The sequence below is a fragment of the Planococcus plakortidis genome (assembly GCF_001687605.2).
Classification (GTDB): Bacteria; Bacillota; Bacilli; order Bacillales_A; family Planococcaceae; genus Planococcus; species Planococcus plakortidis.
In genome coordinates this window covers 2,916,791-2,932,072 of sequence record NZ_CP016539.2, presented here as the reverse complement: position 1 = coordinate 2,932,072, position 15,282 = coordinate 2,916,791, and the positions used below count along the sequence as shown (strand labels likewise).

Genomic DNA, 15,282 nt, shown 5'->3' with positions numbered 1-15,282 from the left:
TTGTACGTCATTTTTTATTTAACTGTATTGAGAAAGGAGGAGAACAGATGGCAACAGCTCATAAGGATGAGAAAAATATCAAGTTGGCTTTTTTCATCAACTTGCTTTTTTCTATAGGTGAATTCATTGGGGGCTTCTTAATTAATAGCGTGGCTATTATGTCTGACGCTGTACATGACTTGGGGGATGCAACAGCATTGGGGCTTTCTTGGTTTCTGCAAAAATTCTCGAAGAAGGAAGGCGACCAAAAGTTCAGTTTCGGTTACAAGCGTTTTTCGCTGCTGGGAGCTTTGATTAATGCACTCATTTTAATTGCGGGTTCTGTTTATATTTTCTTTCAAGCCATACCTCTTCTATTCAACCCCGAGCACTCCAATGCCCAAGGAATGGTTTGGTTTGCAATTGCCGGTGTGTTGTTAAATGGATTTGCGGCATACAGGCTACATAAAGGCAAGTCAGTAAATGAAGGCGTGCTTACTTGGCATCTGTTAGAAGACGTCCTAGGTTGGGTTGCCGTACTAATAGTAGGTATCGTTTTGTTGTTCAAAGACATCCATATACTTGATCCCATTTTATCGATTGCCATTGCTTTATTTATACTGTTCAATGTCTTTCGGAATTTATCGAAAACCATGAAAATCTTGCTTGAAGGTGTACCTCAGGAGATCGATTTGGATGAAGTCCATTCAAGAATTGAGAAAATTCCTGGGGTGCTTTCAGTAAAGGATCTGCATATATGGTCAATTGATGGGGAGGAGCATGCGATGAATGTGTGCCTGTCGGTCACAGGCGAAAACTTGGCAGATTCAACTGCAATTAAGGAAAAGGTCCGGAGTACAATTTCGGATCTTCAAATCATTCACTCCACAATTGAAATGGACTGGAAGACTCAGTGATTGCCAAGGTCCCGTCATGGGAATAACCAGTTGATCAATTTTACTTTTGTAAAGATGTCCAATAAGGGAGGTGTCGTAAATGGGAAGTGACCATGACCACGCACATGGACGCAATAAAAAAACCTTATTAATTTCTTTTTTGATTATTACGGTTTATATGGTTGTAGAAGCGATTGGCGGCTTTCTGACAAATAGCCTGGCATTGATCGCGGATGCTGGACATATGTTGAGCGATTCGATTTCCTTAGGAATTGGTTTTTTAGCTTTTACAATTGGGGAAAAGGCAGCGGATCAAGCTAAGACTTATGGTTACAAGAGGTTTGAAATCTTAGCTGCCGTCTTCAATGGAGTAACGTTGGTGTTAATCTCACTTTACATTTTTTACGAGGCCTACCATCGGTTTTCTGATCCGCCAGAAGTCGCTACAACAGGCATGTTGATTATTGCCATTATCGGTCTATTAGTAAATATATTGGTTGCCTGGATTTTGACCAGAGGCGGAGATACTAAGGACAATTTGAATCTCCGAGCCGCCTTCCTACATGTACTGAGTGATTTGTTGGGTTCTGTAGGAGCTATAACAGCCGCATTGCTAATAATCTTTTTCGGCTGGGCATGGGCCGATCCTTTAGCTAGTGTCGTTGTGGCCATACTTGTTTTAATAAGTGGTTGGCGTGTCACAAAGGAAGCTATTCATGTATTGATGGAAGGGACTCCGACAGATGTAAGTATCGATCGCATAACAGATACAATTGAAAAAATCCCAGGAGTAAATAATATACACGATTTGCATGTCTGGAGCATCACTAGCGGAAAAAACGCATTATCGGGCCATGTGGTGATAGAGAATGGCCTTTCTTTCGAAGAAAGCCAACTCATATTAAGAGAAATTGAGGCTGCAATGATAAAACAACAAATTACCCATATAACAATTCAATTGGAATCACAAGACCATCCTCATATAGAGTCTATTCATGGGGATTTGAAGGATTTAGAAGACTCCCGTTAGCTTTTGCAGATACTTCATTTGAAAGTGCTTGGAATAGAGTGTTCAAAAATATTTTGATAAAAAAGAGCGACGGAAAGCCCGTCGCTCTTTTTTATTGTTCCCTTATCATTCACTTGAGTTTCAACTCGGACTCTTTTACTGTCTCTCTTATTTTTCGTTGCTGATAAAACACTTTTGACCATAAATAGATGGCAAACCCAAGGAATAGAATCGGTACTTGCCATCCAGTGGTACCCGTGACAAAAAAGTCATAAATAGACCAGCCGAGCAAGGCTATAAAGTAAAATAGAAATCCAAAAGTCGTCGATTTATCTTGTGGCTTTTTATTTGAAGAGAGCATGATATTCCTCCTTAGAATTATTGAAAGAGCGATATTTTATTTTTGGACCATTGTTAATATCCTGTTTAACTGTAATACATGTTTCGAGAAAATCAATACCTATTGCCTCCTTAATTACAGAATAAAGTGTACTAATAGCTTAACCTACTGAAGCTTCATCCAAGTAAGCTTAAATATTCACAGGATCGATAAAACTTTAAGCAGAGTTTATGAAGTATTTGATTTTATATAGAAGAGAAAATTGATATTTGTTACACTGAACCGAATCTGAAAACGAGTTTGGTATTTTTGAGGAGGAAAATTGTGTGAAAAAGAGATGGGTTTCAATCCTGTTGGTGGGATTTTTACTATTCAATTTAGCAAGGCCGATAGAAGCTTCAGAGAATAATGAGTTGCAAGATGAAATTATTTATGACCTATTGGTGGATCGATTCTTTAATAAGGGAATTCAAAATGATATCAATGTGAATTCCCTAGACCCTAATTCATTTAGCGGGGGAGATTTTGCAGGACTAAGCAGCGAAATGCAGTACATCAAAGATATGGGGTTTACCATGATTTCCGTTGGGCCTATCTTCTCTGCGACTTCCTATGATGGGACAGCCGTAGTGGATTACGATGAGTTAGAGTCACGTTTTGGTACTCAGGAGGAATGGAAAGAAGTTATAAACAAAGCCCACGAACTGGATTTAAAGGTAATGATTGATCTGCCGACTCAGGAATTGAGTGAACAACATGTGTGGCGGGAAAGTCATCCTGAATGGTTTGTTGAAAATAAAAATGGAACCGTCGCTCTGGAGACCGCTAATCGTCAAGTACAAGATCAATTAATTGAACAATTTGAAGGCTTCATCGAAAAATATGCGATTGACGGTATTCGAATAAAAAAGGCAGATAGCTTGGATCCAGCCTTTATAACTCGATTTTCTGAAAGCCTAAAAAGCATTCGGGATCTCTATGTAATAAGCGATGATGTAACACCGCCTCAAGACGGCCTTGATGCTGTGGTCATGCCAGGAATTGAGACTGCTTTAAGAGATAGCTATAAGAGTTTTAACCCTAATGAAACAGAGCTTTCCGGTTCTTGGGAAGAAGCAGAGGGCAAGCTGATTCAAGTTGATTCTCTCCTCACTTCCCGGTTCACTGCGGACACCGTCCAAGAAGGCGGCTTCCCGCCAACACGATGGAAGTTGCTTACCTTTCAATTATTAACTATGCCAGGGATTCCTGTCATACAATATGGTTCTGAAATTGCTGTTAACGGGCGAACGACTCCTGATACCCATCCGATCTTGGATTTAGGAGTAGACGAGGAATTAATCGACCATATAGCCAACTTGACTTCTCTGCGTAATCAATCGGCAGCCTTGCGGACGGGTAGTATGGAAGTATTACACGAGGAAGACGGCTGGTTTGTATATAAGCGGTCAAACGAAGAAGAAGCCTGGATTATCGCCATTAACAATTCTTCCTCTACACAAAGTTTGACTTTGCCAGCCAGTGTAGTTGGCGACGATAAGGAATTGCGTGGATTATTCGAAAACAATATTGCGCGTCAGGATGAAGAGGGAAATTACCGGATCACTTTAGATAGAGAATTAGGAGAAGCTTTCAATATCATCGAACAAAAAGGCTTCAATAAAGCCTATATCGCGGCGTTAGTAGTCTTATATATCTCCTTCTTAACGTTCTTGTTTTTAGCTTGGCGTCGAGGAAGAAAGAAAAAGAAGGCTGCCACTGCTAAAAAATAATTCCTCCTTAAAAATTCAATACGGTCATAGTGGCTTTAGAATCGTTCAAGATGCTTGGGTATGTTATATATCCAAGCATCTTTATTTGATTCCGTTATCTCCTAATTAGGAGCATCGATTGGTACTTACAGAAAAAAATGAATAAAAAAGCTGAGATTCTGCACTGGGAAATACCTTGAATTAAAAACGAAATTGCAAGGTTCCTGTAACAAATGTAAAAGAGCACCATGATACACTGGTACAGTTGGATTTTAAAATCGGGTTTCTAGGATAATAAAGTGTTTTGAAATGACTGGTGAGTCCTGGAAGACAACTGATTATAAAACGATATATTTTAGCGCGAATTTTAAATGATGTAGTACTGACCTATACATAAAGAAATAAGAGTTAAAGTACGAGAGGGGAAGTAACAATGAGAAAGCAGTGGTTATTAACCGGTTTATCTTCTATTTTGGCATTCTCCATTTTAATGCCTACAGTAAATGCGGATAAATTGAGTGAACTCGAACAAGAGAAACAGGAAATAGAGCAAAAACAGAATGATTTAAACAAAGGAATTAATAATAAAGCAAACGAAATTTCCAAGAATCAATCAGCTCTGGAAAAAATCATGGAAGAAATTCAAAGCTTGGATAAACAAATTCAAGAAACGACATCAAAAGTTGCAGTTGTCGAAGGCGAAATTGAACAAACGACAGCGGAAATAAAGGATTTACAAGATTCAATCGCTAAGTTAAAGAAAAAAATTGATGAGCGAACAGAATTACTGAAAGAACGGGCACGAGCTATCCAAATGAGTGGCGGATCCGTTGATTATATAGATGTTTTGCTTGGGGCTGAGGATTTTGTTGATTTTATTGATCGATTTTCGGCTGTTAATACGTTAATTGAAGCCGACCGTGAAATCATGCGTACCCAAGAAGAAGATAAAGAATTATTGGCAAATCAAAAGGCCCAGGTGGAAACCAAGCTTGCTAAACAAGAAGAGCGTAGAGCAGAGCTTGAAAAACTTAGAAATGAGCTCAATGGACAAAAAGCTGAACAAGATGGTCTCGCAAAAGATTTGAAGGCAGAACAGCAGCGATTGGCAGCAGAAAAATCCGATTTAGAGCAACAACGTTCTGAAGCACTTGATGTATCAGCAGATTTAGAAAATCAAATTACCAAAGAGCAAGAACGTCTAGCCGAAGTAGCTAGAAAAGCTGAAGAAGAACGAAAACGTAAGTTAGCTCAGGAACGTAAAGCAGCAGCAGAGCAGGCAGCAAAGAAAAAAGCACAAGCACAAAAAGTACAAGCACAAAAAGCGCAAGAACAAAAAGCCGAAAAATCTGCGGAGTCTGTTGAAAGTTCGTCAAAATCTACAGAATCGGCTGTATTAGCAAGCGAGCCAGAAGCTCAGGCTACCCCAGCTGTATCGTCAGGATCTCCCTTCATTCGGCCGACTACTGGACGAGTGACATCTAACTTTGGATGGCGTGATATTGGTGATGGACCTGAGTTTACTTCAGGCATGGATATTGCAAATGGTGTCGGTACAGCAATAACAGCTGCTGCAGATGGATATGTTTCTCATGCAGGTGTTATGGGGGGATTAGGAAATGCGGTAGTTATCACCCATTCCGTCAACGGACAAACGTTCACTACTGTATATGGCCATATGAGCGCGCTTAACGTATCTGAAGGACAAAAAGTGACTCAGGGACAACGAATCGGCGGAATGGGAAGTACTGGCCGTTCTACAGGGTCACATCTTCATTTTGAAATTCACATTGGTATCTGGAATGGTTCAAGTTCAAATGCAGTAGATCCAAGAAACTACATCGGTTCTTGATAAGCAAATCTTTTCACCATGTTTCTATCCAAAAGAGCCAGCCGTTCAATAAATGAACGGCTGGCTCTTTTTATTAGTTAGGATTCCAGGATAAAACGATCCGGGTTATGCGGGGTTGGCTCAATATTTGGTTTTCATGAGGCGCAGAGAATTCAATACGACAATCAATGTGGCACCCATATCAGCAAATATGGCCATCCATAGTGTTAACCATCCAGGAATGATTAACAGCAAGGCTAGCAATTTAAGCCCTAAAGCAAAAGCTACGTTTTGAAAGATGATTTTCAAAGTTTTTCTGCTTAACCCAATAGTATAAGGGAGTTTATCTAAATCATCTGCCATAAGTGCGATATCTGCCGTTTCTAACGCTGTGTCAGTCCCGGCCCCGCCCATGGCAATTCCGACAGTAGAAGTTGCTAGTGCCGGCGCATCGTTTACTCCATCGCCAATCATTGCAACCTTGCCAAACTGTTTTCGTAAAGATTTAATGGCATCTAATTTATCTTCGGGCATTAAATCTGATCTAACTTCAGTCAAATGAAGTTTATTGCCGATTGAAGTAGCTGCCAGTTTATTATCACCTGTGAGCATAATCGTTTTCTGAATGCCCAAATCGTATAGTTTTTGAATGATAGTAGAGCTAGCGGATCTGACCTGGTCTTCTACTGCTATATATCCTTTGATCCCAGTGTGGGACCCTAACAGCATTACGGTCTTGCCGTCAGCTTGAAGCGCTTCAATACCCGCTGAAATTTCAGGTGACCGTTCTAATTCAGCTGTAAACAGATGAGGACTGCCAATGTAATACAGTTGGCCGTCGACTTCGGCTTTTGCGCCTTTGCCGGTCATGGACTGGAAGTTCTCTACTTCAGCTAAAATAATATTGGAGCTCTGCGCTTTTCGCAAAACAGCAGCCGCCAGCGGATGTTGAGAGAGGTTTTCAATGGATGCAGCTGTTTTAAGGACTTCTTTTTCAGTCATGGTTGACAGGGAAACAATATTCGTTACTTCGGGAGTTCCATGCGTTAGTGTCCCCGTTTTATCAAAAGCAATGACTTTGAGACGGCCAGTTTCTTCTAAGTGGATCCCCCTTTAATCAATACGCCATTTCTAGCAGCATTGCCGATTGCTGTGACAATAGCGACAGGCGTAGAAATGACGAGAGCACAAGGGCACCCCACAACTAGAACTGCTAAGCCGCGATAAATCCATTCGTTCCATTCCCCATTTATAAGTAAGGGGGGGAGGACAGCGACTAAAAGGGAGATAATTAATATAGCTGGTGTGTAATACTTTGCGAACTTGTCTACGAACTGCTGGGAAGGGGCACGCTCTGCCTGGGCTTCCTCAACTAAGTGAATAATCTTTGCAATCGTAGTGTCTTCAGTTCTCTTGGTGATCCGGACTTCCAATGCACCCTCTTCATTGAGTGTGCCTGCAAATACTTCATCTCCAGCACTTTTATGGACAGGCAAAGATTCGCCTGTAATTGCTGCCTGATTAATTGACGAATTCCCTTTTGCGACAACGCCGTCCATTGCCAATTTTTGTCCTGGTTTAATGATCATGATGTCACCGACCTGAATGTCCTCTACATCTACTTCGAACTCTTGTGTTCCACGTTTGATTGTAGCTGTATTAGGTGCGATGTCCATTAGTGAACGAATGGAGTTTCTTGCTTTGTCCATGGAGTAGGTTTCCAATGCTTCACTGATTGCAAACAAAAAGACTACGACAGCACCTTCTCCCCATTCGCCAATAACTGCAGCTCCAATGACCGCGATGGTCATTAACGTTGTCATATCGAATTGGAACTTAATAAGATTTTTAAGCCCTTCCTTGAAAAGACTGAGACCGCCTGTCAAAATCGCTAGACCAAAAAGGCCGATAGTAATAACTTCTTCTTCGCCAATTTGAAGTGATGATATATAGCCGAGAATCAAAAAGAAGAGAGAAACCATGGTGGTTTGATTCGCTCGTTGCTTCCAAAACGGCTCTTTGGTTTCAGGCAATCGTTGGTGTTCAGGATATACCAGGATGCCATCGAAAGAACCGGCTTGCTCTAATTGTTCAATTGAGGCTTGTCCAGCGATGGTGATTTTTGAAGCTCCAAAGTTTAGTTTCACGTCTTCAACTGTAGGAATTTCTCGGATGTTTTTTTCGAACTTAGCGGCACAGCTGGTGCAGGATAGATTTTGGAGCTTGTAAATGTGTTGGTCCTGAGTTTCGCTCATTTGTATCGGTCCTCCTCTGCATGCTCGCAAGCAATGCGGACTAACTGGTGCACATGATCATCAGCTAGTGAATAAAAAACCAATTTCCCGCGTTTTTCATAATCTGCCAATCCCATATTACGCAAATAGCGCAGATGGTGCGAAGCAGTAGCTGTGGTTGTCCCTAGAATATTGGCCACGTCACAAACACATAATTCTTTTTCCAGTGTCAAAGCATAAGCAATTTTCAGTCGGGTCGCATCAGAAAGTGCTTTGAAGATTAACTCCACCCCACGAATGCCGACCATCTTAGGTTGAACCCTTCCAATCACTTCTTCGTCATAACAGAAAGTTTGGCATGTATCATTCTTTTTACTAATTTCGATTTCCTCCATTTTTACACCTCATTCAAATGTTCGTTTGAGTATTAGTTTAGAAAGAGTTCGTTGATTTGTCAATTCTAATATTCAAACGGTTGTTTTAATGTTCAAAGATTCTTGGTAGACTTTATAAGAGGGAAAGTGGCTTATTAAATAAAAACAACCCATTCTGGAGGTTTTTAGCAAATGAAAAAAATATGGATAATGGCAGTATTGATACTGCTTATGTGTTCGACTACTGTTTCTGCTCATACTGCACTCGAAAAAAGTGTGCCGAGTGATGGAGCTACAGTGACTGAAGAACTTAATGAAATTGTTCTTGAATTCAATACCGCCTTGGAGAAAGGCAGCAACTTTACCGTGGAAAACCAAGAGGGCGAGGAAGTTCCTTTCAATGTTCAGCTCTTGGAACAATCAATGAGTGGGAATCCTAAGGGCAGCATGCCTGATGGGGACTATACTGTGAAATGGAAAATAATCGGCGCGGATGGGCATCCAATTGAAGGTATTTTAAGCTTTACCGCAAAAACAGGAGAGGTGAAGAAAACAGAGGATACAGAAGAGCAAATTACAGGTTCCCTTTCAGAGGTACCAACTAAAGAAACACAAACCTTTGAAACGGATCAGCAAACTAGCGAAACGACAACATCCAGTCCTCCGTATGCCGTAATAATCATTTTTATTATTTTGGCGATAATCGCAGCTGGTACATTCATGTGGGCGCTGGAGAGGCGAAAAAGTTAAATGATCTGGCTATACATAGCTGAAATGCTTCTATATCTCTGTTTTTCGCTTTTAATTGGCTCGTTGCTTATTCACTTAGTTCCAGCCAATAAAAAGCCGGATCTGGTAATAAATAAACGCGTCCTACAAATTTCCATCTTGGGCATTGCTTTTTTATCGACAGCTCCCGTCATTCGGCTTGTAGTATTTCTATACGAAGATATCGGTCTTTTATTGACCGTTCAAAATGTAGTCGGGGAATTCGAGGTAGGGCAAGCGTGGTCAGTAACGGTTTTAACTTCTCTTTTTTTCTATTTTTTCGTATCAGTTACTCCCGTTTTTAAGAGCAAAGTATTGATCGTTGTCTCCCTCGTTTTTACTTTTCTGCTCCTTCTCGCGTTGGGATGGGGAAGCCATGCAGCTTCATTAACAGATGGAAGTGGATTTATTTTTCATACTTTACACTTTACAGCTGCAACGGTTTGGATAGGTATTTTACTTATTGTTAGCTGGTTTTCAGTGTCTTCTAAAAACTGGCTCCCATTTATAAAATGGTTCACTCCACTTGCTATCATATGTTTAATTATCATTTCGGCTTCAGGATTATATATCATGACTTTGGCGTTGAATTTAAAAGACTATACGGATGCGTGGCAAATGCCATATGGCCAAGCAATTTTAGTGAAACATTTATTAATTCTTCCAGTATTACTCTTTGCTTTCATCAATGGCATATTCATTAGAGCGAAATTAAGCAGAGGGAAAAAGGTAAATCCATTGCCTTGGGCCAGAGCAGAAAGCGTTGTATTGTTACTTGTATTGTCGGCAACTGCAGTATTAGGGCAACAAGAACCTCCCCATTCAATCGAATCGTTTATAAGAATGAATGGAGCTTCCAATCTTTTTGCTTATTTTCATACTGGTTCGATGGATACTGCGATGCATCTGCAATTTGAGTGGAGCATTCTTGGCGTTTTATTTTTGTTTCTCGGCACAGCCTTTGGCAGTCTTGTCATTTATAGTTTCAAGCAAAAAATCCCTGTATATTTGACATTGGTGATGGGATTGTTTTGTGTGTTGAGTTTTTATGTAGGCTTAATGCTCAGCGTTGGATAATAAAAGTAGAAAAGAGGATATAAAAATGGGAAATAAATCGAAGCAATCTAAAATGAAATGGATCGTCCTAGCAACCGCTGTATTAGCAGTAATTGTATCCGTCATAGTGGTATTTCTGAATCAAGAGGAAGCACCCGCTGTAGAAACAGCACAAGTGGATGTTTCCGGACAGCCCACTTTAGGTGAGGGCAATGCTCCAGTGACAGTAGTGGAATACGGTGACTTTAAGTGCCCATCTTGTAAAGCTTGGGGAGAAATGGTATATCCTCAGCTTGTAGAGGACTATGTGGAAACAGGAAAGGTGAAGTTTTCTTATATTAATGTATTTTTTCACGGAAATGAGTCTGTATTAGGTTCTTTGGCTGCGGAGTCGGTTTATGAGCAGAGCCCAGAAATTTATTGGGAGTTTCATAAAGCTCTTTATGATGCCCAACCAGTAGAAGACCATGATGCCGCATGGATTACGCCAGAAAAATTGATGGAAGTAGCATCAGCATTTCCAGAGATTGACCAGGTTCGTCTAAAGGAAGACATCGAACAAGTGTCACAACAAGAACAGCTCCAAAAGGATGAAGCTCTAGTGGAAGAAGCTGGTGTTTCTCAAACACCTACTATTTCAGTTAACGGCCAACAATTGGAAGACCCCTTTGATTATGATGCGATCAAAGCCTTGATTGATCAAGAATTGGAAGGTGCAGAGTGATGGCGAAAGAACAAGGACAGTCTGGAAAAACGGGGATTCTACTCTATAGTGCGTGGTTTGTTTCCCTAGTAGCGATGCTGGGAAGCCTATACTTCAGTGAAGTGCAAGGTTTTATTCCGTGCGAACTTTGCTGGTATCAACGGATTGCCATGTATCCCTTAGTGCTGATTTTGGGCATTGCAACCTTTACAAACGACACTAAAGCGCCTCGTTACGTTTTGCCACTCTCCCTTTTGGGTGGGAGTATTTCCGTTCTGCACTACTTGGAACAAAAAATTCCTGGGTTTGGTGGATTCAAGCCCTGTGTCAATGGGGTTCCATGCAGCTCAGAATATATCAATTGGGCAGGTTTCATCACGATTCCATTCTTGGCATTGATTGCCTTTGTTTTAATCACGGTAACTATGCTATTACTGGCATTTAGAGAATCTCGTTCTTAATCTGTATATGCATCTCAAGTTATTCTGTCTTTGCTGTGAGGTTTAACAATTTCTATGGTTTTGGGTCTAGTAAAGATGAAAGATTAGTACTGAGGGGGGAACGTATGGCTGTAAGAAAAAAGCAACGTTTAATTTTGAGAAGTGTTATCTTGCTTGTCATGACGGGTGCCATCATATTTACGATTTATAATGCACTAACGAAAGAGCAAAGTGAGGTATTACAGGTAGGAGACAAGGCACCTGATTTCACCTTAACTGACTTAAATGGGCAGCGCCAGCAACTATCTGAGTATAGAGGACAAGGAGTTTTTGTAAACTTTTGGGGAACTTGGTGCAAACCATGTGAGAAAGAGTTTCCATTGATGGAAAAGCAATACCAGAATTACAAGGATCAAGGCGTGCAAATATTGGCTGTAAATATTGCTCAGTCTGACTATGAAGTGAAACAATATGCAGAACAAAAAAACTTAACCTTCCCAATTGTTATTGATAAAAATAAAAGTGTAATGGAGGCATACAACATTCGCCCACTTCCTACTACCATGTTGATCAATCCAGATGGAGATATCGTAAAAATCATTACCGGTGAAATGTCGGAGGAAGACATAAGAAGGTACATGGAAGAGATTAAACCAAAAGCTTCCTGAAGGGGTTAATAAGAGAACAGCTCTCTGTTTAAATTCCTTTGTTTTAAAGCAAAGGCCTATGGAATTTTTTCCTTGGCCTTTTTTTATTGAAGCGTATTTAAAACAAGCCCGACGTTTTAGTTTAAGAGCTTTAAGAGATCGAGTGACACAATTAAATTTTAGAAGTTGAGGAAGAATTATCTTTTAAAAAACTGAACTGACCCCCGATTGGTAGACACTTTAAGAAAGTGACTACCAGTCGGGGGTTTTTTCTGGTTATATTATTTGAAGCGTGTTTATAAGCTAAACTGTGAAGAATCTTTGAATCGGTCCAGGCCATTGGTCTAGATAAAATTCCGAGTAATTATTGTTAGTATACTCAGAAATTACCTCTCTCCAAAACTTTTGAGCTGGAAGGTTGGTTTCAAGTTCCGCCACTTCCCAAGTATCTTGAAAGAGATTGAAAATATGAAAGGCTGCTCGTTTTCCAACACCTTCTTTTCGATATTTTCTCATTACAAAAAACTCACACATTTTCATATAAGAAGGATTACTTGCATCTTCAACAGTTATCTTACGTACCAAAGCAAATCCTGCATACTTACCGTCCACTTGAAATAAAAATGGATAGTGGTTTGGTTCGTTCCAATAACAATCCAGATATTTATAGCCAAACAATCCATTTTCATCTACATCTTCAGATTCAAACTCTGAAAAATCATATTGGTACAATTCCAATAAATTCTTTAAAATCTCTTTCCGTTCCACGATTGGTTGAATGATTTCAATTTTCATTATTATCCCCCATATAAGTAGTTTATTTATTAGATAATAAACTTTAAATGTGAAAAAAGTGTCGAGTATAGCTAGTAATTTAAATGTTCTGATTGAAATTACGATGGAGAATTAGCAGTTATATAAATAGAAAGGGCTAAGTAAGTCTGGTTAAAGCCTACTTTGTTGCCCTTTTATCTATGACTCTTAAAAGAGAATCCATAAAGATAGAGGAGGAAAGTGAACTTTGGTGTACTCCATATCTAAATATATAGAATAATTACTTAAAAAAGTACAGAGAGGTGCCGGAATAGTGATTCGATTTGATCGATATGAAGAAAATCGGCTATATTGAGGATTTACAGAGAGAGAGCTAGAGGTTATTTTAACGATACTGGAAAAAATTCTGAACAATGAAATCACAAGGCGAATGGATGTATTGACAACGACTTTTCGAAAAAGAAAAATAGAAGAACGCGAATCAAAAGGTAAAGAATGAAAAAGATAGCTTAAAGTTCAGTGTATAAATGCGATATAATAGAAAGAACTTGTTCATCCGAGAAACTGCAACAAACATTGAGGGGGCATTTACTTGAGATTAGAAGAGGCCAATAAAAAGTTGGCGGCTACGTTGCCTGCTTTAAAAGGGATATCAAAAGAAGAAGAGTTTGAGCACGACCATGAAGATCCGGAACAACGCTTTGAAGAGCGAGAAATGCGGAAAGTGGCAGACCATCTGTATAGCTTAATTTATTCGGTTGAGTACCTTCAGAAACCGATTCAAGCCAGTGGAAGAGTTATTAAACGGTCAGACGGACGTTATGAAATCGAAGGCGCTGAAGATTACTTTACGTCGGGCAGTCCCCTTGAAATCTGGGATGAATCACAAGAAATATACGCACGAACACGAATTGAGCATGACGGTGAGGATTACTTTGCGGTAGGCATCAAACAACCTTTGGAGGGTCTACAAGCAAGATGTCGATAATATAAGAGACTCTTTCTGCACCAACAGCAATAAACTTAATGATTTGATCCGAAAAATAGCGAGAACCCATTTTCTTGGTCTTCAAGAGAATGGGTTTTTGTATGCTTATTTATAAAGGGAGGATTCAGAGCGTTTCTAAAGTGGTATGATAAGAACGTATGTTCTTTTTAATTGAAAGGAGGCGATAGCATGAAAACAACGAAACACACAAAACAAGTAGGGGCTGTCAGCGATCGAGGGTTAATTAAATGGCAAGGGATGCTGCTGACGGAACATGTCCGGTTGATCAAAGAATTTTACGAGGAACAGGACCAGGTGCCGAAACCCGAATTGACCGATTTTGATTTGCAAGCCATCCAGGAAGAAGTGGAAATCGCCATGAGCCGAAGATGTGAGGTCCAACTGAAGACATGGAAAAACGGCGCGTTTTTTACGCATACTGGGGTGATTCAAGAAATCGATTTGAGGAATGGGCAACTGGTTTATGAAGACGAATCCGGACGGCAGCGATTGCCGATTGAGAGCTTGGTAGGCATTCAGTTAGTGGATTGATTCAAATGATCAAAAGAAAATGACCGATGCAACCTATTTTGCATCGGTCATTTTCTTTTTTCCCTGCCATTCTTTTAGCGCAGCTATGAGGTTTGAGGAATTCCCCTTACAAAAGACGAATCCCATGTCTGAGATTCGCCTTCTGAGGGATTTATCTTTTCTGAGACGATGGAAGATGCGATTCATTTCGTCTGAGAATCCCGTAGGGACGGGGTTTTTAAATAACCCCGATTTCCCTCAAGGAAACGCCGTCTTTTTGGCTGACAATCAGTGAATCCAACACTTCAATGCCAATCAGCTCGCCGGCATCCATCAATCGCTTGCTGACAGCTACGTCTTCATTTGCTCGATTTTATGCAGTGGTCAGTTGAGATGATGTATATGCTCGGTGTTTGTCCTAACCTCTAGTTACATAGATATTACATTTAAATTTTATAGGCTATTAGAAAAACTACTCGATAAACTGCTATTTACCTGTAAAATATTATCTTAAAGGTAACTAGTTTTTATAGGCATTGCATCAAACCTTTCAAAAAAGTTTTTAACAATAGTTATAATTTATAAAGTGAGGCATTCTACTATTGTTAATACTAATGTTTATTGAGCTCATTAGAGGAAATCCTAATTATCTATCTAAAAATTTCACAATGTTATGAAAGTGTGAGGGAATATTAGTATGCGTATTAATTTAATTTTGGGTAATCATATAGATTCTTTAATATGGTTTAAGAAGCTAAAAGCTGAAAATGAAGAAGTAGTAATGATTTTAGATTACGACTTGAATGAAGATATTTATTATGAGAATGATATTATATACATTTCATCCGAATGCGCGAAAAAGTTAACTAAAGAGGCTAGCTCAGTTAGTTATTTTAAATCTTTGTATGTGTATCCGGGAATGTATAAAGAATTGAGTTAATAGCATTTTTGGAAATGGAGG

General features: G+C 39.7%; 15 protein-coding genes and 2 pseudogenes. 12 read left to right on the top strand and 5 right to left on the bottom strand.

Annotated elements, in window-relative coordinates; translation table 11 throughout:
* Nucleotides 1–47 precede the first annotated feature (47 nt).
* Complete coding sequence (locus tag BBI15_RS14630; protein ID WP_068870657.1) at nucleotides 48–896, top strand: cation diffusion facilitator family transporter; 849 nt, start codon at nucleotides 48–50, stop codon at nucleotides 894–896.
* A gap of 79 nt (nucleotides 897–975) precedes the next feature.
* A complete protein-coding gene (locus BBI15_RS14625) occupies nucleotides 976–1,905 on the top strand; it encodes a cation diffusion facilitator family transporter (protein WP_068870655.1) in 930 nt (309 codons plus the stop codon).
* Between the two features lie 109 nt (nucleotides 1,906–2,014).
* Here BBI15_RS14625 and BBI15_RS14620 read toward each other — a convergent pair whose 3' ends face one another.
* Nucleotides 2,015–2,245, bottom strand: coding sequence for a hypothetical protein (locus BBI15_RS14620; RefSeq protein WP_068870653.1), 231 nt, complete (start codon nucleotides 2,243–2,245; stop codon nucleotides 2,015–2,017).
* Nucleotides 2,246–2,550: 305 nt separating this feature from the next.
* On the opposite strand from BBI15_RS14620, the gene BBI15_RS14615 reads away from it, so the two are divergent.
* Together BBI15_RS14615 and BBI15_RS14610 are read left to right on the top strand one after the other, a co-directional pair.
* Nucleotides 2,551–3,996, top strand: coding sequence for an alpha-amylase family glycosyl hydrolase (locus tag BBI15_RS14615; protein WP_068870651.1), 1,446 nt, complete (start codon nucleotides 2,551–2,553; stop codon nucleotides 3,994–3,996).
* 412 nt (nucleotides 3,997–4,408) lie between these two features.
* Nucleotides 4,409–5,827 carry a murein hydrolase activator EnvC family protein gene (locus BBI15_RS14610; RefSeq protein ID WP_068487675.1) on the top strand — a complete coding sequence of 473 codons (1,419 nt, stop codon included), beginning with the start codon at nucleotides 4,409–4,411 and terminating at the stop codon, nucleotides 5,825–5,827.
* A gap of 120 nt (nucleotides 5,828–5,947) precedes the next feature.
* On the opposite strand, the pseudogene BBI15_RS14605 reads toward BBI15_RS14610, so the two are convergent.
* Both BBI15_RS14605 and BBI15_RS14600 read right to left on the bottom strand, forming a co-directional pair.
* Nucleotides 5,948–8,061, bottom strand: a pseudogene (locus BBI15_RS14605) (heavy metal translocating P-type ATPase).
* On the bottom strand, nucleotides 8,058–8,435 hold the full coding sequence (locus BBI15_RS14600) for an ArsR/SmtB family transcription factor (protein WP_068487673.1): 378 nt from the start codon (nucleotides 8,433–8,435) through the stop codon (nucleotides 8,058–8,060). The pseudogene BBI15_RS14605 and the gene BBI15_RS14600 overlap by 4 nt, the downstream one beginning before the upstream one ends.
* Before the next feature lie 171 nt (nucleotides 8,436–8,606).
* On the opposite strand from BBI15_RS14600, the gene BBI15_RS14595 reads away from it, so the two are divergent.
* The 5 genes from BBI15_RS14595 to resA all read left to right on the top strand — a co-directional run bounded on the left by BBI15_RS14595 (nucleotide 8,607) and on the right by resA (nucleotide 12,049).
* The gene (locus tag BBI15_RS14595; RefSeq protein ID WP_068487672.1) at nucleotides 8,607–9,164 is read left to right on the top strand and encodes a copper resistance CopC family protein; all 558 of its coding nucleotides are present in this window, start codon (nucleotides 8,607–8,609) and stop codon (nucleotides 9,162–9,164) included.
* On the top strand, nucleotides 9,165–10,259 hold the full coding sequence (locus BBI15_RS14590) for a copper resistance D family protein (protein ID WP_068870649.1): 1,095 nt from the start codon (nucleotides 9,165–9,167) through the stop codon (nucleotides 10,257–10,259). It abuts the gene before it with no gap.
* Between the two features lie 25 nt (nucleotides 10,260–10,284).
* Nucleotides 10,285–10,962, top strand: coding sequence for a DsbA family protein (locus BBI15_RS14585; RefSeq protein ID WP_068487670.1), 678 nt, complete (start codon nucleotides 10,285–10,287; stop codon nucleotides 10,960–10,962).
* Nucleotides 10,962–11,402, top strand: a complete 441-nt coding sequence (locus BBI15_RS14580; protein WP_068487669.1) for a disulfide oxidoreductase — start codon at nucleotides 10,962–10,964, stop codon at nucleotides 11,400–11,402. Before BBI15_RS14585 ends, BBI15_RS14580 begins: the two co-directional genes overlap by 1 nt.
* 104 nt (nucleotides 11,403–11,506) lie before the next feature.
* Complete coding sequence (gene resA, locus BBI15_RS14575; protein WP_068487668.1) at nucleotides 11,507–12,049, top strand: thiol-disulfide oxidoreductase ResA; 543 nt, start codon at nucleotides 11,507–11,509, stop codon at nucleotides 12,047–12,049.
* A gap of 282 nt (nucleotides 12,050–12,331) precedes the next feature.
* On the opposite strand, the gene BBI15_RS14570 is transcribed toward resA, so the two are convergent.
* The gene (locus BBI15_RS14570; RefSeq protein ID WP_068487667.1) at nucleotides 12,332–12,823 is read right to left on the bottom strand and encodes a GNAT family N-acetyltransferase; all 492 of its coding nucleotides are present in this window, start codon (nucleotides 12,821–12,823) and stop codon (nucleotides 12,332–12,334) included.
* A gap of 571 nt (nucleotides 12,824–13,394) precedes the next feature.
* On the opposite strand from BBI15_RS14570, the gene BBI15_RS14565 reads away from it, so the two are divergent.
* Together BBI15_RS14565 and BBI15_RS14560 are read left to right on the top strand one after the other, a co-directional pair.
* Nucleotides 13,395–13,790: a DUF5348 domain-containing protein gene (locus BBI15_RS14565; RefSeq protein WP_068870647.1), complete on the top strand. Its 396-nt coding sequence runs from the start codon at nucleotides 13,395–13,397 to the stop codon at nucleotides 13,788–13,790.
* Between the two features lie 189 nt (nucleotides 13,791–13,979).
* On the top strand, nucleotides 13,980–14,342 hold the full coding sequence (locus BBI15_RS14560; RefSeq protein WP_068870645.1) for a YolD-like family protein: 363 nt from the start codon (nucleotides 13,980–13,982) through the stop codon (nucleotides 14,340–14,342).
* 217 nt (nucleotides 14,343–14,559) lie between these two features.
* On the opposite strand, the pseudogene BBI15_RS16310 reads toward BBI15_RS14560, so the two are convergent.
* Nucleotides 14,560–14,676: pseudogene (locus BBI15_RS16310) on the bottom strand (JAB domain-containing protein); the annotation flags it as partial.
* A gap of 342 nt (nucleotides 14,677–15,018) precedes the next feature.
* On the opposite strand from BBI15_RS16310, the gene BBI15_RS14555 reads away from it, so the two are divergent.
* Nucleotides 15,019–15,261 carry a hypothetical protein gene (locus BBI15_RS14555; RefSeq protein WP_068870643.1) on the top strand — a complete coding sequence of 81 codons (243 nt, stop codon included), beginning with the start codon at nucleotides 15,019–15,021 and terminating at the stop codon, nucleotides 15,259–15,261.
* The last annotated feature ends 21 nt before the right edge of the window (nucleotides 15,262–15,282 follow it).

What these genes read in the sequence shown, in the direction of transcription:
- BBI15_RS14630 (WP_068870657.1), top strand. Translation starts at nt 48, where the DNA reads ATGGCAACAGCTCATAAGGATGAGAAAAATATCAAGTTGGCTTTTTTC.
- BBI15_RS14625 (WP_068870655.1), top strand. Translation starts at nt 976, where the DNA reads ATGGGAAGTGACCATGACCACGCACATGGACGCAATAAAAAAACCTTA.
- BBI15_RS14620 (WP_068870653.1), bottom strand. Translation starts at nt 2,245, where the DNA reads ATGCTCTCTTCAAATAAAAAGCCACAAGATAAATCGACGACTTTTGGA.
- BBI15_RS14610 (WP_068487675.1), top strand. Translation starts at nt 4,409, where the DNA reads ATGAGAAAGCAGTGGTTATTAACCGGTTTATCTTCTATTTTGGCATTC.
- BBI15_RS14600 (WP_068487673.1), bottom strand. Translation starts at nt 8,435, where the DNA reads ATGGAGGAAATCGAAATTAGTAAAAAGAATGATACATGCCAAACTTTC.
- BBI15_RS14595 (WP_068487672.1), top strand. Translation starts at nt 8,607, where the DNA reads ATGAAAAAAATATGGATAATGGCAGTATTGATACTGCTTATGTGTTCG.
- BBI15_RS14590 (WP_068870649.1), top strand. Translation starts at nt 9,165, where the DNA reads ATGATCTGGCTATACATAGCTGAAATGCTTCTATATCTCTGTTTTTCG.
- BBI15_RS14585 (WP_068487670.1), top strand. Translation starts at nt 10,285, where the DNA reads ATGGGAAATAAATCGAAGCAATCTAAAATGAAATGGATCGTCCTAGCA.
- BBI15_RS14580 (WP_068487669.1), top strand. Translation starts at nt 10,962, where the DNA reads ATGGCGAAAGAACAAGGACAGTCTGGAAAAACGGGGATTCTACTCTAT.
- resA (WP_068487668.1), top strand. Translation starts at nt 11,507, where the DNA reads ATGGCTGTAAGAAAAAAGCAACGTTTAATTTTGAGAAGTGTTATCTTG.
- BBI15_RS14570 (WP_068487667.1), bottom strand. Translation starts at nt 12,823, where the DNA reads ATGAAAATTGAAATCATTCAACCAATCGTGGAACGGAAAGAGATTTTA.
- BBI15_RS14560 (WP_068870645.1), top strand. Translation starts at nt 13,980, where the DNA reads ATGAAAACAACGAAACACACAAAACAAGTAGGGGCTGTCAGCGATCGA.
- BBI15_RS14555 (WP_068870643.1), top strand. Translation starts at nt 15,019, where the DNA reads ATGCGTATTAATTTAATTTTGGGTAATCATATAGATTCTTTAATATGG.